The organism is Proteus sp. fly-1067, from assembly GCF_040139345.1.
Taxonomy (GTDB): Bacteria; Pseudomonadota; Gammaproteobacteria; order Enterobacterales; family Enterobacteriaceae; genus Proteus; species Proteus vulgaris_B.
The window spans coordinates 191,937-212,074 of sequence record NZ_JBEEUL010000006.1 but is presented as its reverse complement, the minus strand read 5'-3'; the positions used below and the strand labels follow the sequence as shown (position 1 = coordinate 212,074).

General features: G+C 38.9%; 17 protein-coding genes. 7 read left to right on the top strand and 10 right to left on the bottom strand.

Annotation, left to right across the window (positions count from 1 at the left end; translation table 11 throughout):
- Positions 1 to 61 precede the first annotated feature (61 nt).
- Positions 62 to 1,399, top strand: a complete 1,338-nt coding sequence (locus tag ABN217_RS10865) for an MFS transporter (RefSeq protein WP_196554848.1) — start codon at positions 62 to 64, stop codon at positions 1,397 to 1,399.
- A 65-nt stretch (positions 1,400 to 1,464) separates the two neighbouring features.
- Positions 1,465 to 2,916, top strand: coding sequence for a pyruvate kinase (pyk, locus tag ABN217_RS10860; protein WP_284551146.1), 1,452 nt, complete (start codon positions 1,465 to 1,467; stop codon positions 2,914 to 2,916).
- 105 nt (positions 2,917 to 3,021) lie between these two features.
- Here pyk and ABN217_RS10855 read toward each other — a convergent pair whose 3' ends face one another.
- On the bottom strand, positions 3,022 to 3,438 hold the full coding sequence (locus tag ABN217_RS10855) for a Rap1a family protein (RefSeq protein ID WP_072068995.1): 417 nt from the start codon (positions 3,436 to 3,438) through the stop codon (positions 3,022 to 3,024).
- 285 nt (positions 3,439 to 3,723) lie between these two features.
- Here ABN217_RS10855 and ABN217_RS10850 point away from each other — a divergent pair, with 285 nt between their 5' ends.
- The 4 genes from ABN217_RS10850 to ABN217_RS10835 all read left to right on the top strand — a co-directional run bounded on the left by ABN217_RS10850 (position 3,724) and on the right by ABN217_RS10835 (position 7,863).
- Positions 3,724 to 4,911 (top strand): ROK family transcriptional regulator, encoded by a 1,188-nt coding sequence (locus ABN217_RS10850; RefSeq protein WP_231619356.1) that lies wholly within the window; start codon positions 3,724 to 3,726, stop codon positions 4,909 to 4,911.
- A 39-nt stretch (positions 4,912 to 4,950) separates the two neighbouring features.
- Positions 4,951 to 6,246, top strand: coding sequence for a hypothetical protein (locus ABN217_RS10845; protein ID WP_349459395.1), 1,296 nt, complete (start codon positions 4,951 to 4,953; stop codon positions 6,244 to 6,246).
- Positions 6,247 to 6,276: 30 nt separating this feature from the next.
- Positions 6,277 to 7,437: an MFS transporter gene (locus ABN217_RS10840; protein ID WP_349459394.1), complete on the top strand. Its 1,161-nt coding sequence runs from the start codon at positions 6,277 to 6,279 to the stop codon at positions 7,435 to 7,437.
- Positions 7,438 to 7,596: 159 nt separating this feature from the next.
- Positions 7,597 to 7,863, top strand: a complete 267-nt coding sequence (locus tag ABN217_RS10835; RefSeq protein ID WP_349459393.1) for a DksA/TraR family C4-type zinc finger protein — start codon at positions 7,597 to 7,599, stop codon at positions 7,861 to 7,863.
- A 93-nt stretch (positions 7,864 to 7,956) separates the two neighbouring features.
- On the opposite strand, the gene ABN217_RS10830 is transcribed toward ABN217_RS10835, so the two are convergent.
- Positions 7,957 to 9,693: a pyridoxal phosphate-dependent decarboxylase family protein gene (locus tag ABN217_RS10830; RefSeq protein ID WP_349459392.1), complete on the bottom strand. Its 1,737-nt coding sequence runs from the start codon at positions 9,691 to 9,693 to the stop codon at positions 7,957 to 7,959.
- A gap of 692 nt (positions 9,694 to 10,385) precedes the next feature.
- Between ABN217_RS10830 and ABN217_RS10825 the strand changes: the two genes are divergently transcribed.
- The gene (locus ABN217_RS10825) at positions 10,386 to 10,835 is read left to right on the top strand and encodes a hypothetical protein (RefSeq protein WP_349459391.1); all 450 of its coding nucleotides are present in this window, start codon (positions 10,386 to 10,388) and stop codon (positions 10,833 to 10,835) included.
- A gap of 81 nt (positions 10,836 to 10,916) precedes the next feature.
- Here ABN217_RS10825 and deoD read toward each other — a convergent pair whose 3' ends face one another.
- From deoD to ABN217_RS10785, 8 genes are all read right to left on the bottom strand, one after another.
- Entirely contained in the window at positions 10,917 to 11,633 is a 717-nt protein-coding gene (gene deoD, locus ABN217_RS10820) for a purine-nucleoside phosphorylase (protein ID WP_069369718.1), read from the bottom strand.
- A 77-nt stretch (positions 11,634 to 11,710) separates the two neighbouring features.
- Complete coding sequence (gene deoB / locus ABN217_RS10815; protein ID WP_072069000.1) at positions 11,711 to 12,937, bottom strand: phosphopentomutase; 1,227 nt, start codon at positions 12,935 to 12,937, stop codon at positions 11,711 to 11,713.
- A 66-nt stretch (positions 12,938 to 13,003) separates the two neighbouring features.
- Positions 13,004 to 14,326 carry a thymidine phosphorylase gene (gene deoA, locus ABN217_RS10810; protein ID WP_072069001.1) on the bottom strand — a complete coding sequence of 441 codons (1,323 nt, stop codon included), beginning with the start codon at positions 14,324 to 14,326 and terminating at the stop codon, positions 13,004 to 13,006.
- 67 nt (positions 14,327 to 14,393) lie between these two features.
- On the bottom strand, positions 14,394 to 15,173 hold the full coding sequence (gene deoC / locus ABN217_RS10805) for a deoxyribose-phosphate aldolase (RefSeq protein WP_072069002.1): 780 nt from the start codon (positions 15,171 to 15,173) through the stop codon (positions 14,394 to 14,396).
- Positions 15,174 to 15,693: 520 nt separating this feature from the next.
- On the bottom strand, positions 15,694 to 16,995 hold the full coding sequence (locus tag ABN217_RS10800; protein WP_115350218.1) for a NupC/NupG family nucleoside CNT transporter: 1,302 nt from the start codon (positions 16,993 to 16,995) through the stop codon (positions 15,694 to 15,696).
- Between the two features lie 329 nt (positions 16,996 to 17,324).
- Positions 17,325 to 18,107, bottom strand: a complete 783-nt coding sequence (locus ABN217_RS10795; protein WP_349439847.1) for a TatD family hydrolase — start codon at positions 18,105 to 18,107, stop codon at positions 17,325 to 17,327.
- 2 nt (positions 18,108 to 18,109) lie between these two features.
- Positions 18,110 to 19,165, bottom strand: coding sequence for a patatin-like phospholipase family protein (locus ABN217_RS10790; protein WP_072069005.1), 1,056 nt, complete (start codon positions 19,163 to 19,165; stop codon positions 18,110 to 18,112).
- Positions 19,166 to 19,263: 98 nt separating this feature from the next.
- Positions 19,264 to 19,572 carry a BON domain-containing protein gene (locus ABN217_RS10785; RefSeq protein WP_255297126.1) on the bottom strand — a complete coding sequence of 103 codons (309 nt, stop codon included), beginning with the start codon at positions 19,570 to 19,572 and terminating at the stop codon, positions 19,264 to 19,266.
- Between the last annotated feature and the right edge of the window lie 566 nt (positions 19,573 to 20,138).

Here is a 20,138-nt window from a genome sequence, read left to right as displayed (position 1 = left end):
TAGCATCAGCTCTGAAAACCAAAATCAGCTTCAGACATGAATAATATTCGGAGTCATCTCTATGCTAAGTTTCTTTAAAACCAGAAAGGATCTGCCGCTAATAGAAGCGTCAAGTGAAAAGATCCGCGCAATATATAAAAAGCACCAATGGCAGGTCTTCTTTGGTCTTGTTCTTGGTTATGCCATGTTCTATGTGGTTCGTATGGCACTCGGTGTGGTGAAAAAACCTATGCTGGATGCAGGTATCGTAACCACCGCTGAACTGGGTTTAATGGGTTCTGCGTTCTTCTTTACCTATGCATTTGGTAAGTTCTCTAACGGCTTCTTGTCAGATTATGCCAACATTGGACGCTTTATGTCCATCTCGTTGATTGCCTCTTCCTTTGTTTGTATCTTCATGGGAATGTCAACGGCGAGCCTGTTCTTTATCCTGTTATGGGGTATTAACGGCTGGTTCCAATCTGTGGGTTCAGCACCTTCTTGTGTCTCTATCTTCCAATGGTTCTCACCAAAACAACGCGGTACGGTTTATTCCATCTGGGGTGGCTCGCGTAATATCGGTGAAGCAATTACGTGGATCTTGACTGCAACCATAGTGAGCTTCTTCGGCTGGCGTGCAGGTTTTATCGGTGCGGGTATCGCAGGTATTGCGGCAGGTATCATTTTACTGATGATCTTAAAAGACCGTCCTCGTACTTATGGTTTACCTGATCCAGCAACTGCGTATGGCGAAGAGTCAGAAGCGGTTAAATCAAGTGATCCTAAAGAAACTCGTCGCGCTCAGTTATTCGTATTAAAACAACCAACAGTGTGGATCATTGCAGCAGCATGTGCGGCTATGTATATCTCTCGCTACGCAATCAGTTCATGGGCCGTTCTTTACCTACAAGGTTCAAAAGGTTACTCACTGATTGATGCTGGTTTCGCCATGTCTACTTACCCTATTGCTGGTTTCTTCGGCGCAATCTTAGCGGGTATGGCTTCTGACAAACTGTTTAACGCTAACCGTCATATTCCAACACTCATTTATGGTATCGCCAACATCGCTGGTTTTGCACTGATGTTCTGGGGTCCACAAAGCCGTGTTATGGATGCTGTTGCATTAAGTATGGTTGGTTTTGCAATGGGTGGTCTGGTTGTTTTCTTAGCAGGTTTGACCGCTTGTGACCTGATGCCGAAAAACGCAGTAGGTGCAGTAAAAGGCTTTATCGGACTGTTCGCTTACATTGCAGCATCAGCGCAAGAACTGATTTCAGCATCACTGATCAAAGTCACTCAAGTTGGAGATGTCACTAACTACGACTTCACCACAGTACAGTATTTCTGGATAGGTTCTGCCATCGTTTCCATGATTTTAGCGACGCTAGTCTGGAATGCGAAAAAAGTTACCATGGATTAATGAATTAATTAAGTTGTCATCAAGGGATACCGTTGGGTATCCCTCTTTAAAAAGAGAATGTCATTATGCGTAAGACAAAAATTGTTGCGACTCTTGGCCCAGCTAGCTGTTCAGAACAGATGATTGAAAAGCTGATTATGGCGGGTGCTAACGTATTTCGTTTAAACTTTTCACATGGCACACGCGAACAGCATCAGGCCACTGCCGCAACTATCCGTCAGGTCGCAGAAAAACATCGTGTATTTATCGGGATCTTAGCTGACCTGCAAGGCCCGAAGATCCGCATCGCTAACTTTAAAAATGATTCAATTCAATTAAAACAAGGCGATAGCTTTATTCTAAATGCAGATTTAGACAGCACATTAGGCGACGAGCAACAAGTGGGATTGGATTACCCACAACTTGTTCAGGAAGTCACACCAGGGAATATTCTGTTACTTGATGATGGCAATATTCAATTACAAGTCAGTACCGTAAATAATAATAAAATAGAAACAGTCGTTACTGTTGGTGGAAAATTATCTAACCGTAAAGGGATTAACTTACTCGGTGGTGGTTTATCTGCACCTGCATTAACAGAGAAAGACAAACAAGACATACACACAGCAGCCGCTATTCAAGCAGATTACATTGCCGTTTCATTCCCACGCAATGGTGCGGATATTGAATATGCCCGTAATTTAGTGATCGCAGCAGGAAGTCACGCCAAAATCGTTGCTAAAGTTGAGCGCGCAGAAGTGGTTTCGTGTGAAGAAAATATGGATGACATTATTAAAGCATCTGATGTCATTATGGTAGCACGAGGCGATCTCGCAGTTGAAATTGGTGATGCCAGCTTACCAGGCGCACAAAAACAACTCATTGCACGTTGTCGCGCATTAGGCTGCCCAGTTATTACTGCAACCCAAATGATGGAATCGATGATTGAAAGCCCTATGCCAACTCGTGCCGAAGTGATGGATATCGCGAATGCCGTTGGTGATGGCACTGATGCTGTGATGCTTTCCGCTGAAACTGCGGCAGGAAAATATCCTGTTGAAGCAGTTAGTGCAATGGCACGTGTTGCTGAAGGAGCCGAACGCTCTTTTGCTGCTAATGCTGAAAACCCATGGCAATCACCGTCTTATTACTCACAAACAGGCCGTTGGATTGCTTTGGCAGCCGCGACAACTGCCTTCCATGATGACAAACATTTAAGTGTTGCCGCACTAACGGAAAATGGTAAATCAGTGACCTTATTGTCACGTTTTATGCCAAATAACAACGTATATGCATTAACAGATAATCCAGCACTTGCTGGTCAATTGACTGTATTACGTGGTGTAACGCCTGTGGCTTATCAACGTAAAAACAACAATGACTGCGATGAAAGCATCATGCAAAAACTGCAAGCAGAGGGATTATTAACAGACATGAATTCACTCTTGATCACTCGTTTATCAACCTTTGAAAAAACCGGTGAAAGCGATTGTTGTCATCTTGTTCCTGTAAAACAAGTTGAAGCAGCAACTGCTTGAGTGTCTTCCATCAAGGGGCTTATGAGAGAGGCAACCTGAAGTAAATAACAAGAAAAAGAGCACACCAAAATCATTTTAGCCACAGGGACTGTGGCTATTTTTCGTTTAGAGACTTCCATCAACATGGCAAGGATAGGCATCTTGTAATGCCAAAATATAAATTAACTCCAACGGCGTTTCTTTTTGTTTTTTCTTCACTTCAGGATTTTTATCTAAATAAGCATCAATGTGCTTAACCATAAAATCGCCATTTTGTTCTACTTTCGGAGGTGGGCAATAAAGAGGACGAAAATCATCGTTATTTTGATTTTCAATTTTTACGGCAACAGCATAAAAATTAAATCCATTTGCAATACCGTTTAGATACGCTTGTGTCACCGATTCTAGTTGTTTATTAGAAGGATGGTCTAAGGCTAATAATCGTTTTACCTCAAGATAACCACTTAATGTTACTGCCTGTGAATAAAGTGGGAGTAGCAGTAACATCCCTATTAACCCTTTTAATAACATTCCTTTTTTCATGCTAATTTTCTCTTTAGTTCAATAGATATTGATTTCATTCTAGTCGTTTTATTGCTCTAAGAATATGTGCAACGAATATATACATTGAAGATCTTTTAGAAGATCTGATTGTACAAATCAGACTCATCAAATTGTGATCACAAACGCATTTAGGATGGTTTCTAAACTAATTAGTCTTAATATACTTTACAAAGTAAATAAAACGGTGCATAACTATCAAACACAGACGATTTTATATAAAAAAAACATCTTTTAGTTTTGTTTCTAAACAAATGGAGTAGTAACGTGACACCGAACGTACCCAATACATTACGGCAAATGAATGCCTCGCTTGTATTAAATGTCATTCGTCATCAAGGTCCTTTGTCACGGGCTCAGATAGCCAAAATTAGCGGGATTACAAAAGCGACAGTGTCTGAAATTATTAACGATCTCCTTGAAGAAAAAATCGTTTATGAAAGCGGTGTCAGTTCGCCAGCAGGACAAGGCAGAAAAGGTATTTTAGTTAACTTCGATCCTCAACACAGTTTAGGTGTCAGCATTGATTTAGGCGGAACCAAAATCGCCTATGCGGTTTTTAACTTAGATGCCGAATTGTTGTATGAATATCAAGAGCCAACCTTTGATACTGACGATCGTGATCACTTTATTACGCAATTTGCACAAAGTATTGAAAATGTGATCGAAAAAAGCGGCATAGATCGCCAAAAGATCAATGTTATCGGTGTCGCCACACCAGGGATCATCGATATCAAAAATGGTGTTGTACTAGAAGGCTCTCCTAATTTACCTCAATGGGATAATTTGCCTTTAGCACAACAACTTACAGAAAAACTCAATGTACCCGTTGTACTCGAAAATGATATTCGTGCGGCTCTTGTGGGTGAAATGTGGAAAGGCCGATGCCGTCATACGCACAGTTGTGCGCTGATTGGTATCGGTACGGGTTTAGGCTCCGCTTTACTGATGGATGGAAAAGTTATTCGTGGCGCAAACAATGCTGCCGGTGAAATCGGCTATATGATGTTTGCTCGTGAGCACCTCTTTAGAAACTGGCGCAATAAAGGATGCTTTGAGAGTTTCTGTTCTGGCTCAGGTTTAAGTGAACGTATAGCGAGCTTACGAGGAGAAAATCTTAGTGCTATTGAGATTATTCAAGCCTCACAACAAGGTGATCCTCTGGCTCAATCCTTAGTTGAGGAAATGGCAGATTATCTTGCTATTGGCATTATGAACTTAGTCGCCATTGCAAATCTGGAAAAAGTGGTATTAACAGGCGGGATCACTCGCTCTGCTGACACCTTTTTACCGCGTGTTCAGGCAAATCTAGATAGACATTTATTTGCTAACACCAAAGTGAATATCGAGCTGTCTGAATTATGGGAAAAAGGCCCGCTTTATGGCATTGCCATTCTTGCCTTGGCTACGGTTTATCCATCAATTCAATTTATGCCCGAGATCCAACTGAGATAACCCTAATAAAAAAGTACCTAAACGAGATGGGAGCAACTCATGGCAGGAATACATCTTCACCCACATGATATTTTAGACGAAGGTATGTCCGCTATACTTCAACGCCTTGATGGCATGAAGCATGTCGAGCATTTATTTGTCGAAATTAATACCATTTTTGAACGTAACCCTTACCCTGTTGGTGATTTACCTCATAACCCTATTCATAATATGGTTATGGGAACAGGTACACTACACATCAACACTCATACCGATTTCCCTCGTCTGAACCAACGTGTTGATCCCACCATTTTAGCGGGTGCCGATCCGCTAATGACAATAAAAAAAGCCACTGATGGTGGAAAATATAAAGTCATTCCATGGGCTAATATTCTTAATGGCGATTTCGCTGGAGATGTAGAAAGCAATCAGGTTGTGGATTTTAAAGGTCGTCCACAAGCACATTGGCTCTGCCCTAACGCTCCTGATGTCGCTCAATTATGGCAAAAGACATTCACCGCATTAAAACAAAACTACGGTTACGACACCTTTTTAATTGACCGAATTCGTTTCCCTGATTGGGCAGGTAAAGAAGTGAATCCCGCAGGATTATTTACTTGTTTTTGCCCTCACTGTGAAAAGAAAATGGTACAGCAAGGTTTGCCTATTAACGAAATCAAACATCGTCTCGCAGCTTTAGCTGATTCATTGAAACAAGGGGATTTCGAAACACCTGTTACCGCATTAAAAGAAGAGCCTTTGTTAAAAGCGTGGCAAACATTTCGCCAACAAAGCGTGACTCAATTAGTTGAAAAATTACTGTCTGATGCAAAACAAACTGCGGGTGGTATTACGTTATGGCTTGATCTATGGCCACCAGCTTATAGTTGGATCTTAGGTCAAAATTATCATGAATTAACCCGTTATTCTTCGACACTCAAACATTTCCCTTATCATAAATTAGGGGGAGGTGCAGATGTTCAAGGGTTAATTAATCATTTTGCCCATGATAGCGAAAGCCAAGAACGTGCATTTACTGCGTTCAAACGCTTATTTGAATTACCTTATGATATTTCATACGAAACCTTTAAACAGCAAGGTTTTCCTATTCACTTTGTTGCTGAACAAAATAATAAAGTTCGCCAGCTTTCACAGCCAAATACCTTTATTTATAGTGGTATTCAAATGTGGAATTTACCTGCCTCTCAATTAATCGAAGCCGTTATTGCAGCAGAAGAAAGTGCCTGTGATGACTTACTTTATTATTGCTATGGATGGGCTACTCAAGAATTATTTGATGCAATTGGTAAACACAACACACCTAATAATAACTCCTATAACAACATGATTAAATAATAATACACCGTGGAAAATCAGGATAAAATTATGGCTAAACAACAAAAATGGAAAGTCTTTTTCCTTCTGTTTGTCACGATGTTTTTACTCGGTGGCATTCAAAATACAAAAGGGCTTATTCTCGAACAAGTTCAACATGATATTTCATTAAATATGAGCCAAGTTGGCTCATTAATTACCTTTTTCCAAATCGGTTTTTTAATTGCCAGTTTATTAACGGGTTATTTTACCGATAAGAAAGGGTTAAAAGTCATGATGTTTATTGGCTCACTGATGATGGCTGTTGGTTTAACAGGAACCAGCCTTGCTTTTAATGTGATGCTATTTTTTGGCTTTTATCTGGTTATTGGATTAGGTATTGGCTCAATGCTTGTCTCTATCGTTACCGTTATTCCGACTTTCTATAAAGAGAAAGCGGGCATGATGTTTAACGTCTCCAATGCAATGTTTGGCGTAGGGATGATTGTCACTCCGCTAATTTTACAATACCTATTTTCACACTCTATTTCATGGCGTACTTTTTATGTGGGTGTTGCCGTTATTGTTGCTGTGATTATTTTAGTATTAAGCACCTTAAAAATAGAAAGTAGCGCACAAGTCGATATGAAATTTAGTGACTTTTTAGAGCTACTGACACAAAAATCACTGTTACTGGTTATTTTATTTATCACTTTATATGTAGCAGCCGAAGCCGCGTTTTTAAACTTCTTCCCTATTTTCTATACCTCTATGGATATCGGGAATATGAGTAATGCGCAAAAAGCAGAAACCGCCGCTTATGTGATTTCTAGTTTTGCTTTTTTATTTACTATCGGTCGCTTTATTGGTGGCTTTATTAACCTTGCATTGGGTGATCGCAAAACATTGATTTTATTTTCTCTGTTCTCGCTTATTGCCATTATTGTTAGCCGTATCTTCGTGCAAGATGTTGTTTATCTGTTTATGGTATTTGGTTTTGCATTATCTGTTCTATTTCCAACAGCCGCAGCAGTTGCTACAAAATTAACCAGTAAAAGTGGCTCCGTGATGGGACTTATTTATGTTGCTTCAGGATTGGGTGGTGCTTTAGCCGGTTCATTAATCGGTCAGGTTTCAGAAAGCTATAATGTTTCTGTTGGCTTTAACCTAATTATCGTATTCGTCGCCCTCTTCTTTATGGTTTCTCTGTTTATTAGAGAACAAAAACAATAACAACGACATATTATGCCTCTGATATTTTCCCCCTCTTTATGGGGGGGTTTTTATTTCTATTGTAATAAATTAAGGTCTATTTTCCTTTTTCTTGTGTTGATTTTTTCGCCATCGCCCTAATAATAGTATTTATATTCACTGTTAAAATAGGAGAATATGATGGCAAGTGGATGGGCTAATGATAGTGCTGTTCAAGAGCAAATAGATGCCACCATTGATGATGCAATTGCAAGAGCTCGCAATCAAATGGCGCAAGGTGAAAGTGCAGAATTTTGTGATGAGTGCGGTGAGCCAATCTCCCTTGCTCGTCAAAAAGCGGTGCCAGGTGTACGTTATTGTTTAAATTGCCAAGAGGCAATTGATAAAAAGAATAATGCCTTTAGTGGATATAATCGTCGTGGTAGTAAAGATAGCCAGCTCAGATAATTTGCAACTATCATATAACTCAAAAACTGTACCTTAATATGAGTTTCCTCGATTAAAGTACAGTTTATTTTATTTAATCAGACAATGATTTAATTAGATTTTCGCAACCTTTTTTGAGCTCATATTTTGACTCATTTCGGTTAATATTTTCATAAAATTATCAATATGTGTACGTTCCGTATTTGGATTCATAAATACCGCTTTTTCACCTGGAAGGTAAACGTAACGGTTATTTTTCGCATATTTCGAGCAGGCAATAGAATCTACCCAGTTAGTAAATAATCCTTCTCTACCACGTTGTAAGAAAAGTTTTCTATGCCATTGTGTGTTATGAACCATAAAGTCATATGCTTCTTTATCTGTAGAGCACGTTAACTCTAAATCAAAGGCAACATTAGGATCTTTCACTAAGTTTGGATCATACAGTTTAAAACCAACACTTGGACCTTGGTTTTGAGGAACGATAACTTTTGCATTACCCATCTCTAACAACTGATGGCGCATGTAGTTCGCGTTTTGCAAACAGTGAGCAATGATGGTTTGGTAACCTTCAATCCCCATATAGTGCATTGCAGAATAAGCACCAAAGATACCCACACCACTACGTGTACATTCAATAGTGGATTGTAAGTGAGTCTGCCCTTCTAATTCGTGCTCAAAATAGGTGAAGTTTTCTGGATCGTTTTCCAGTGCCACAAAGTCATTGCCATTTTTCACTAATACTAAACTTGAGGTATAAGGCACATAGCCCCATTTATGGAAGTCGATAGTAATAGAGTCGGCATATTTCAGATGCTTAAATTTCTCTACGTTCTGACGTAAACCTTCTAAGGTGACATCATTAATTGCCAGCGGGTTACTGTTAAAATCATATTCTAAGAAGAAGATAATCGGCCAACCAACAGCAGCATCAACGTGTACGTGAGGCTTAACAGGGATCTCGAACTCTTCACATAAACGGTCACGTAACTCACAAACCCCTTTCACATCATCCACACCGAAGGTGTCTGTTGTTCCTGTGGTTAACATGATAGTTGGTACTTTGCATTTAACAGTAAAGCACGCTCTCAATTCACGCTCTAAGTGCTCTAAATTAATGGTGTTATCTTCAGACACTTTAATACGGATGGTTTTGTTATCAACATCAACACCTAACAGCGCAAGGTTAGTCATGTTTGAGTAGTGACCACCTTGAGAGTTAATGATGCGATAATCTTGATCTGCTGCCATACCTAAATGCTTAGAATTAGGCATAGATTTACGTAAACCAAATAGATAACCATATAAGTTACACATGGTGCCACCTTGAGTGAACACACCTGACGCAACGTCAGGATCGTAACCAACCAATTTGGCAACTTTTTTAATCGTCACTTTTTCTAACGCATCAGCGACACCTGAATATTCACAATACACCATGTTAGGGTTGCCCATTAACCCCAAGATTGAACCATAAACACCTGGATCACTCGGCATTGCAATAACGTTTTCAACAGCTAATGGGTTTTCCCAGTTTTTACATAACGTTGAAACTAACATCAGCAATTCATTAGGATCGTTTTCAGGGTAATTAATATTTTGCTGAATTTGTGTATCTGCCATTAAACGTTCAAATAATTGTGACCCATTAGAATAACGTTGCAATTGGTCATTATCATTAGTCGTTGTTTTTCTAAATTGTGTAATCGATTGAATGGTTTTATCCTGAAATATCGGCCAATATTTCGGATCTCGGCTGAAAAAGTGAGCAATAACGTCGTGGTATTTCTTCTCAAATTCCGCATTTAGAATGTTAGCAGAAGATAGACCTAATAAATCTTGATTTTTCACTATATTCTCCAAATAGAAACCGACAATAACTTAAATAAACTGTATAGCAATACTATACATTTTCGTATTAAATTAGTTAGTGTTCCATGCGATAACGATGATCACATGGAAAGCCATTTAATAAATAAATTTTCATTAAATATCAAATAAATAAATTACCACGGAAAGTTAAATTTACAGTGGCTATTTTTTCATATATCTACTTATGTGACTGACATCACAGTAAAAATAGGACTATAAACAGAAATAACCACTACCAATATTAGTAACTATTTGAAATATAATCAAAATACAGCAATCCCTTTCTAACCATATGATATTGTTGAACTCTTTATTTAATTAATTGAATTAATCTGTTATTTCCGCAATTACCCCCCACTAAATTACATTTAATTTAATCAATACAGACAAAATAAGACTAAAACACTAGTAAATTTTTTATAATTAGCTAATAAATTCTAATTTTAACCATTATTAGGTATAAAATATGGGTTAAGGTTAACTCAGAAGATAATCATTAATGAAAATATAAAACATGAAATCATCACAGTGAATAATACTGTAAATGATGAAAATATCAGTCAAAGTGAAAATAGTAACTATGCTAAATAATCAGAATATTTACTCTACATATTTTGTGTTCTTTGCCGATACTTAAAGTAATAGAGTAGGTAATTAACGGAGAACACAATATGAAAGCACATATCGCTGTTGCTGCTGTATTCGTATTATTATCCGCGAGTGTCTATGCTGAAGAATTTACCTGCCAACTTGAAAATGGTAAGTATGTCAGTGTATTCGCTGAATATGGAAAGCCCCCAGTGTATCGCTATGGAACACTAGCTAAAACAGAGATCACACTACCAGTACCTCAGCAACCCAATAATAACGTCTTTTATGGACATCAGATGTTTGTTGCAGGGGCATCGACTTATGTTCGTTTTAAGAATGGAAACTATAGCTACGTCGTTTATGACGGCGAAGGAAGAGGCTGGAATTTTAACGGTATTATTGTTTATAAAGACAATAACATTATCAGTAAGAAAGAGTGTAAAGAGCCATTAACACCAAGTCTGGATAATATCAAAGATTATTCCATCAAAATGGACCCTTACTTAGAAACCTATATTTATGCTCCATAGTTTCTAGCTTTATTAATTAGACATAAAAAAACCCAATTTTAAATTGGGTTTTTATTATTTTTAAGCAACGAAATATATTGATTAGTCTTCTAATAACAGAACAGATTCTAATGCAATTTCAATCATTTCGTTAAAGGTAGTTTGGCGTTCTTCTGCTGTAGTTTGTGTACCTTTTTTAATGTGGTCAGATACAGTACAGATAGTCAGTGCTCTTGCGCCGTATTCAGCTGCAACACCATAGATACCAGCAGCTTCCATTTCAACACCTAGAATGCCGTATTTTTCCATTACATCAAACATTTCTGGATCTGGAGAATAGAACAGATCAGCAGAGAAGATATTACCTACGCGAACTTTAATGTCTTTCGCTTTTGCTGCATCAACAGCATTTTGAACTAATTGGTAATCTGCAATAGCTGCGAAATCTTGGTCTTTGAAACGTAGACGGTTAACTTTAGAGTCTGTACATGCACCCATACCGATAACAACATCACGTAATTCAACATCTGGTAATACGGCACCACATGAACCTACACGAATAATCACTTTTACGCCAAAATCAGTAATTAATTCTTTAGCGTAAATTGAGCAGGAAGGAATACCCATACCGTGGCCCATTACAGAAACTTTACGGCCTTTATACGTACCTGTAAAACCTAACATACCACGAACATTGTTTACTTGACGGACATCTTGTAAAAAAGTTTCAGCGATGTATTTAGCACGAAGCGGGTCGCCCGGCATTAAAACGACATCAGCAAAATCGCCCATTTCTGCGTTAATATGAGGGGTAGCCATAATTCTTCCTTTTAATTGATCTTTTTACTATTCAAATATCATTCGGTAGGCATATTGCTATACCTACCGAAATTAAATTAAAACATTGCTTTACCATAATCGACCGGTGATAAACCGAAGTATTTCACAACAGTTTGGCCGATGTCAGCGAAGGTTTCACGATGACCTAATGAACCCGGTTTAACTTTAGGACCATAAACCAGAACAGGAATGTGCTCACGAGTATGATCAGAACCTGGCCAAGTTGGGTCACAACCGTGGTCTGCTGTTAAGATAAGAATGTCATCTTCTTTTACCAGCTCCATTAATTCAGGTAAGCGACGGTCGAATAATTCCAGTGCTTCACCATAACCAACAACATCACGACGGTGGCCATAAGAGGAGTCGAAGTCAACAAAGTTGGTGAAGACGATTGTGTTATCGCCCGCAAGTTTCATTTCTTCAAGTGTTGCATCAAACAGTGCATCAATACCTGTTGCTTTCACTTTTTTAGTGATACCTACGTTTGCGTAGATGTCAGCAATTTTACCGATAGAAACAACATGGCCTTGTTTTTCATCAACCAGTTTTTTCAACATAGTTGGTGCTGGTGGTTCTACTGCTAAATCATGACGGTTACCTGTACGGGCGAAATTACCTGGTTTATCACCAATAAATGGACGCGCAATAACACGACCAATGTTGTAATCCCCTTTGTTTAGTTCATCACGAGCAATTTCACACAGCTCATATAATTCGTCTAAACCGTAAGTTTCTTCATGACATGCAATTTGGAATACAGAGTCAGCAGAAGTATAGAAAATCGGTTTGCCGGTTTTCATGTGTTCTTCGCCAAGCTCATCCAAAATAACCGTACCAGACGCGTGACAGTTACCTAAGTACCCCGGTAATTTTGCACGTTTAACGATATTTTCTAGCAGTTCTTGTGGGAATGAGTTTTTCAGCTCTTTAAAGTATCCCCAATCAAAAAGCACAGGAACACCCGCAATTTCCCAGTGGCCTGACGGAGTATCTTTACCAGAAGAGATTTCACTCGCGTAGCCATAAGCACCGATGATATCTGCGTTTTTATCTAAACCAATAGGGAATTTACCTGTTGATTCTTCAGCGGCTTTACCTAAACCTAAACGGCAAAGATTTGGCAAATGAAGTGGGCCTTTACGACCTTCTTTATCTGCTTTACCGTCAGCAAACGCTTGTGCGATATGCCCTAAAGTATCTGAACCTTGATCACCGAATTTCTCTGCATCGCCGGCAGCACCGATACCGAAGGAATCTAATACCATGATATGTACACGTTTCATAATTCTCTCTCCTGTGTCATTCTCCGTAGACCACGGATATGTCACTTATAAATCGTAATTGAGTTCTTATTCGCTGATTTGACGGTACACCATTGGTGAGGCTTCACGTTTACTATCACCAATTACCATCGCTTTACGGACTTCAGCCGCAGCTTCTTGCCATGATTTTTCACTGTTAGCATGGATCATCGCTAACGGAGTGTCTGTGTTGATTTCAGCACCAAGCGCTACGATGTCGCTTAATCCCACACTATAATCAATTGCATCAGTGGCTTTACGACGACCACCACCTAATGTCACAACAGACATACCTAATGCACGCGTATCCATTTCTGTGATAAACCCAGTTTTCTCAGCAAATACAGGTTTACTTAATACCGCAGTTGGCAGGTATTTATTGTAGTTTTCAACAAAATCAGATGGGCCTTTCTGTGCTGCAACCATACGACCAAAGACTTCTGCCGCTTTACCGTTATCCAACACATCTTGCAGTTTTTGACGAGCTTGTTGACGTGAGTCCGCTAAACGGCCTGATACTAACATTTCAACACACAACGCCATAGTGACTTCAAATAGACGAGGGTTACGGTATTCACCTGTTAAGAATTGAACTGCTTCACGAACTTCGACGGCATTACCTGCGCTAGAAGCTAGAACTTCATTCATATCCGTTAACAGTGCCGTAGTTTGACAGCCTGCGCCATTTGCTACTTGAACAATAGACTCAGCCAGCTCTTCAGATTTCTGATAAGTTGGCATAAAGGCACCCGATCCCACTTTAACGTCCATCACTAATGCATCTAAGCCTTCGGCTAATTTCTTACCTAAAATAGAGGCTGTGATAAGAGGGATTGAATCAACTGTAGCAGTAATATCACGGGTAGCATAAAAGCGTTTATCAGCAGGTGCTAATGAGTTAGTCTGTCCGATAATAGCAACACCCACGTTACGAATAATATCGCGAAATTTCTCATCATCAGGGAAAATATCGAAACCTGGGATAGCTTCGAGTTTATCTAATGTTCCACCTGTATGACCTAATCCACGACCTGAAATCATAGGAACATAACCGCCACACGCGGCAACCATTGGCCCTAACATCAGTGACGTGACATCACCCACACCACCTGTTGAATGTTTATCAACAATTGGACCGTTTAAATTTAGGCTTTTCCAGTTCAATACTGTACCGGAATCACGCATGGCTAATGTCAGAGCAACACGCTCAGGCATGGTCATATCGTGGAAATAAATAGTCATTGCTAATGCAGCAATTTGACCTTCAGAAACAGTATTATCTCTGACACCGTTAATGAAAAAACGAATTTCTTCCTCTGTTAAAGGATGACCATCACGTTTTTTACGAATAATCTCTTGGGCAAGAAACACTGCAACCTCCTGGTTTTATAGCATTGATAACGCCCACAATAAAACGTGGGCGTATTACACGAATGGATTAGTAACCACTAGACGATTTTTGCTCGCCATGACCTAAAGTGGCTAGTAAATTACCTAACAAGCTTGATGCACCAAAACGAAAGTGACGGGCATCAACCCAGTTGTCACCCATAATGCGGTTAGCTAATGCTAGATATTGAGCAGCTTCTTCAGCGGTACGAACACCACCTGCAGGTTTAAAACCAACTTCTTTGCCAACACCCATATCGTGGATCACTTGGATCATTAACTCAGCGCTTTCCAGTGTTGCATTTACAGGTACTTTACCTGTGGAAGTTTTAATAAAGTCAGCACCCGCTTTGATTGAAATTTCAGAGGCTTTGCGGATAAGAGCTGGATCTTTTAGTTCACCCGTTTCAATGATGACTTTCAATAAAGAACCTGCTTCTGCGCAAGCTTCTTTACATGCTTTAACGATATCAAAACCGATTTGCTCGTTACCTGCCATTAGTGCACGGTAAGGGAAAACTACATCAACCTCATCTGCGCCATAAGCTAATGCCGCATTGGTTTCTGCTAATGCGATATCTAAATCATCATTACCATGAGGGAAGTTAGTTACGGTTGCGATACGGACTTCTGGAGTACCCTGCTCACGTAACACTTTACGTGCTAACGGAATAAAGCGTGGGTAGATACAAATAGCGGCTGTATTGCCTTCTGGGCTTTTAGCCTGATGACATAACGCAGTCACTTTTGCATCAGTGTCATCATCATTTAATGTAGTTAAATCCATCAAAGACAGCGCAAGGCGCGCTGCAGCGGTTAAATCTGTCATAAAACTCTCCAACGATGTTTCTTAAGCCCTTTTGGGCATACGCTTAAGGTTAGCGATTAAATTTGTTGGCGAGCGGACTTGGTTCCTTGAAGATGTTGTTGTAACTAGTGCTACAACGACAGCTGAGCTCCCTCTCACCGCGCTATGCTCACTTCGGCGACCCGTCATTGAGCCTTCGCCATTCCATGAAGTTTCAGCACATCTTATTTGAACACGCTAAGGAACAATTAGATGTGCTTTGCGTCACACTAATCAAATGTAACTTGCAAGCAATGACATAAAAGTGTGATAAATGTCACAGTTAGGTCATTTTCTGGTTTAATGTTACTTGAATACCGTTTTTAAGTCGTCTTTATAACGCAAAAAAAGTGTGATACGCATTAAATGACAACCTTTTTGACCATATTCAATACAATCTGCGAAATATCTCACACAATAAAAGTAGTTAACATTACAGCAGAAAACAAACATAAAAGAGCAGATAGGTAAAATACCCATCTGCTCTTTACAATTAAATCAATTAAGCGGCAACAACTGCCATTGCCGTTAATGCAAAGAAGAATCCAGCAATTGTTGCACTCATTAAGTTAGAGAGTGTACCAGCTAGTACGGCTTTCATTCCTAAACGAGCCACATCTTTACGACGGTTTGGCGCCATTCCACCTAAACCACCGAGTAGTACGGCAACAGAAGAGAGGTTAGCAAAACCACATAACGCAAAGGAGATAATAACCTTCGTTTGAGCAGATAACACCACTAATCCAGAACCTGCGACTAATGCATCTTCTTTTAGGTATTTACTAAATTCAGAGTAAGCATAAAACTCATTGATAACAATTTTTTGTCCAATAAATGAGCCTGCAATGGTTGCTTCACTCCAAGGTACACCAATCAGGAAGGCAATTGGTGCAAACACCCAACCTAGCACGAGTTCTAATGAGAAATTCTCATAGCCAAACCAGCCACCAATACCACCAAGAATACCATTAACTAATGCAATCAAGGCAACAAAAGCCAGCAACATGGCACCTACGTTCAGAGCAAGCTGTAGACCAGAAGATGCGCCCGCAGCTGCGGCATCGATAATATTCGCAGGCTTTTCGTCATCTGCCATTTTATCAAGCGCGTCTTTTTGATCGTCTGGCGTTTCTGTTTCAGGGATCAACAATTTAGCAAAGAGTAAACCACCCGGAGCCGCCATAAAGGATGCTGTGATCAAATACTCTAACGGCACACCCATGCTGGCATATCCAGCAAGTACTGAACCCGCAACAGAGGCTAAACCACCACACATAACAGCAAAGAGTTCAGAGGTTGTCATTCTTGCAATATAAGGACGAACAACCAGTGGGGCTTCTGTTTGTCCAACGAAAATATTTGCAGTGGCAGACATAGATTCTGTTCGTGATGTGCCAAGTACTTTTTGTAAACCACCACCGAGAATTTTAATGACTATTTGCATAATGCCAAGATAATACAGCACTGCAATGAGTGAAGAGAAGAATACGATAACAGGCAGTACGCGCAGGGCGAATACGAAACCGCCACCACCAAACAACTCGAACATTTTATCTGATACTAGGCCTGCAAATAGGAAACTCATCCCGTTATTGCCGTAATCAATTACATTCTTAACACCATCAGAAACCGCAAGAAGTACCTCGCGACCACCGTCGGAATAAAGAACAAATGCACCTAAGCCAATCTGAATAAGGAATGCGCCACCAACTGTACGTAGTCTAATTGCACGTCGATTGCTGGAAAACAGAATGGCTATCAAAATTAATGTTACCATTCCGACCAAGCTCATAATGAGTTGCATTGAAGGATCCCTGTTCATATAAAAATTTAATGGATTATCAATAACGCTCTAGTCAGAGCTTATTGACTCTTTTTGCCGGATAATTATACCTAGTCTAAGAAAAGAACCCTCAACATCCATCACAAATAGGATCTGAAAAAAGTAACAAAAAGGTCACAAATGAGAAGTGGATCACACAAAAAGAGAGAAAAACGCATTTATTGAATAGGCTGAATAAAAGGAAAACATCATATGATTAACAATTCTTGTATTCAATCTTAAACAATAAAGTTAAATAAACACCTTATTTATATAAATAAGATTAAATTGAGATGAATTCAATTCAACAACTAGGCATTATCTTTTAACCGAAATAATTGTAGGCTATTAAGATAGAGTTGCTGTGCAATTACCTCAGAGGGTTCTTGACGTAGCTCACAGAGTTGGGAAAAAACAGATTGAATACGCTCAGGTCGATTAGGCTCACCTTGGAAACCACTCACTGGCATATCGGGAGCATCTGTTTCTAGTAATAGCGATTCGAGTGGCAATGAAGCAATTGCTCGTCGTGTCTTTTGTGCTCGTTCATAAGTAATCGTACCACCAACACCAATAAAATAGCCTTGCTGAATAAAATTTTCAGCTTGTTGTTGGCTTCCAGCAAAACCGTGTACCACCCCTTTACGAGGAACATCATAACGACGTAACAGCGCGCTTAACTTATCGTGAGTTTTACGTGAGTGTAAAATAACGGGTAAATCAAACTTAGCTGCTAATTTAAGTTGTGCAATTAAAAAGTGTTCCTGCTTTTCTGGTTGCGGGTTATCCATATAGTCATCCAGACCAATTTCCCCAACAGCAACACAACGAGGAGCTATTTTTAATTTCTCTTCCAATTCAATAAGATGTTGCTCAGTATGCTCTTCAATATATAAAGGATGTAATCCTAATGCGCTATGTAATTGAGGATATTCATTTGATAACTCAGTCACTACATCAAAATTCCAACGAGCAACGGCAGGAATAATGATTTTTTTAACTTGCGCTTGATTCGCTAAAGATAAGCTATTCGCAATATCATTATAAAAAACAGGAAAATCAAAATGACAGTGAGTATCAATAAATTTATTCATTATTAAACCTGCCTTACATCAGGGTGCACACTTCTTGTTCCTTGTTGAATAATAGAAGCATCCTCCGCTTTGTCTGCCTTTGCTTCTTGCTCAAATAAGCTAAAGATTTTTTTATCATGCTGTTTGAATTTTTTCTTAGAAAAATGCTGACCTATTGTCGCTAAAAAATAGCGTCCACAGCGTCTACCTACATGATAATCATGATTTAATGCATTTAAACGACTACCTAATGCACTCGATTGTAATGTCGTTGGTGGATAGATTTCGATAACCACAACATCTTCTGGAGGCGATTGAATAAATTTAAGTGTTTCGGTATAGGTTTCAATATGAACTTGAGCCATCGCCATAAAACGTTGCAAACGGCTATTTTCGAACCATTTACCCATGCGATCGACCCACTCAGTTGTATATTGATATTCAGAAGGAACCGTGCGCACAACAACAATAGTACGACACCCCCGCCGATAAGCTTCCCTGACTGGAATAGCATCACTTATCCCGCCGTCATGATAGACAACATCATGGAATAAAACACCATTACGATAAAAAGCAGGAATTGCACTAGATGCTTTGATGATATCAAGCCAAGTTGGCTCATCTGGTTGAAAATAATTTGCTTGGAAATTATCAGAACGACTGGCTACCATATAAAATTCACGGCCAGTATCAAAACGCCGTAATGCCGTTGGCATATCAAGAGGCATTTCTTTTGCTGTCGTTTCTATATACCAATCTAAATCTAATAAATTACCACCACGAACAAATCGGATGGGATTAAAAAATTGATTATTAGTTGTATAACGATTAATAATTTTACGTGCATAGCCACGCTGACCACAGGCAAAAGCGGATAAATTTTGTGCACCCGCAGACACCCCAAGCAAAATATCGAAGGGATCGAATTGTGAACGCATAAATTCATCAAGAACACCTGCGGTAAAGATCCCACGTTGACCTCCACCTTCACAGACTAAAGCGACTTTACCTTGTGGTAAAGATGATTGAAATTCGAGTGCTGTAATATTATTTAATGTGACAGGTACATACTTCCCCATAATGTCTCCTTTACACAACTTAACAAAGGATACCCTCACATTTTTTCGGCGTCATTCTTTTTACGTATTCATACAAATAAAAAAAAACAAACTTTAATTTAGGAACGAGTATTTACTGAAAAATCAACACTTTTCACGCCTTCTACTTTTTCAATAATTTGCATAATTTGCGCTTCTTGTTCTTTATTCTTAACAAAGCCTGTCACAGATACATGACCAAATTCTGTACGAATAGAAAGTGATTCACTATCAATGCTTTCGATTGGCAATAATGTATCTTTAATTTTTGTAGAAATAGCCGTATCGCTGATAGCGTAACCTGTATTATTCGTTCCACTATTAATTTCGCTATACCATGATACTTCAGCTGATGCTCCCATACTGACAAAAGCAAGCCCCATGGACATGAATAATGCTAACTTAAACGTTTTATATTGTTTCATTGCTCTCCCCTTAATCACAATAACTGAGTTAGGAAATGTGTGTGTTTTAATATCTTTATTTTTATGAAGCATTACAAAAATTTAACAAATTAAGTTATTACACTAATAAGCTATTAATATTAAATAAAGCAAAAAATAGCAAATAAAGACTAATCCTAATAATTTTATTCTAAAAACAACAAATAAAACTATAAAAAATTTTACATATATTTATGAATAAGTGTAAAAACAGGCGTCATGTTAACAGAAAAAAAAAAGAGTAATTCCGAATGAAGAAGGGTTTTTCGGTAGGATATTAGGGATATGCAAAGGGCATTTAACAAAAAAATTGAGTCTCTTACCGAGCTTTTTTAAGTACAAACACTCAACCAAATAAAGAAACAAAAAAGGCTATATTAAAAATATAGCCTTTTCATTAGATTACATACTCTAAATAGCTTGAAGTATGCCAAGTATTTTTACTCTAAATAATTCAAGTTACAACTAGGCGACAAGTGAATAAGTCGCTAGGAGCATACATAAGTATGTGA

Bases quoted from the DNA above. Each gene is read 5' to 3' on its own strand.
- ABN217_RS10865 (WP_196554848.1), top strand. From the start codon at position 62: ATGCTAAGTTTCTTTAAAACCAGAAAGGATCTGCCGCTAATAGAAGCG.
- pyk (WP_284551146.1), top strand. From the start codon at position 1,465: ATGCGTAAGACAAAAATTGTTGCGACTCTTGGCCCAGCTAGCTGTTCA.
- ABN217_RS10855 (WP_072068995.1), bottom strand. From the start codon at position 3,438: ATGAAAAAAGGAATGTTATTAAAAGGGTTAATAGGGATGTTACTGCTA.
- ABN217_RS10845 (WP_349459395.1), top strand. From the start codon at position 4,951: ATGGCAGGAATACATCTTCACCCACATGATATTTTAGACGAAGGTATG.
- ABN217_RS10840 (WP_349459394.1), top strand. From the start codon at position 6,277: ATGGCTAAACAACAAAAATGGAAAGTCTTTTTCCTTCTGTTTGTCACG.
- ABN217_RS10835 (WP_349459393.1), top strand. From the start codon at position 7,597: ATGGCAAGTGGATGGGCTAATGATAGTGCTGTTCAAGAGCAAATAGAT.
- ABN217_RS10825 (WP_349459391.1), top strand. From the start codon at position 10,386: ATGAAAGCACATATCGCTGTTGCTGCTGTATTCGTATTATTATCCGCG.
- deoD (WP_069369718.1), bottom strand. From the start codon at position 11,633: ATGGCTACCCCTCATATTAACGCAGAAATGGGCGATTTTGCTGATGTC.
- deoB (WP_072069000.1), bottom strand. From the start codon at position 12,937: ATGAAACGTGTACATATCATGGTATTAGATTCCTTCGGTATCGGTGCT.
- deoC (WP_072069002.1), bottom strand. From the start codon at position 15,173: ATGACAGATTTAACCGCTGCAGCGCGCCTTGCGCTGTCTTTGATGGAT.
- ABN217_RS10800 (WP_115350218.1), bottom strand. From the start codon at position 16,995: ATGCAACTCATTATGAGCTTGGTCGGAATGGTAACATTAATTTTGATA.
- ABN217_RS10795 (WP_349439847.1), bottom strand. From the start codon at position 18,107: ATGAATAAATTTATTGATACTCACTGTCATTTTGATTTTCCTGTTTTT.
- ABN217_RS10790 (WP_072069005.1), bottom strand. From the start codon at position 19,165: ATGGGGAAGTATGTACCTGTCACATTAAATAATATTACAGCACTCGAA.
- ABN217_RS10785 (WP_255297126.1), bottom strand. From the start codon at position 19,572: ATGTCCATGGGGCTTGCTTTTGTCAGTATGGGAGCATCAGCTGAAGTA.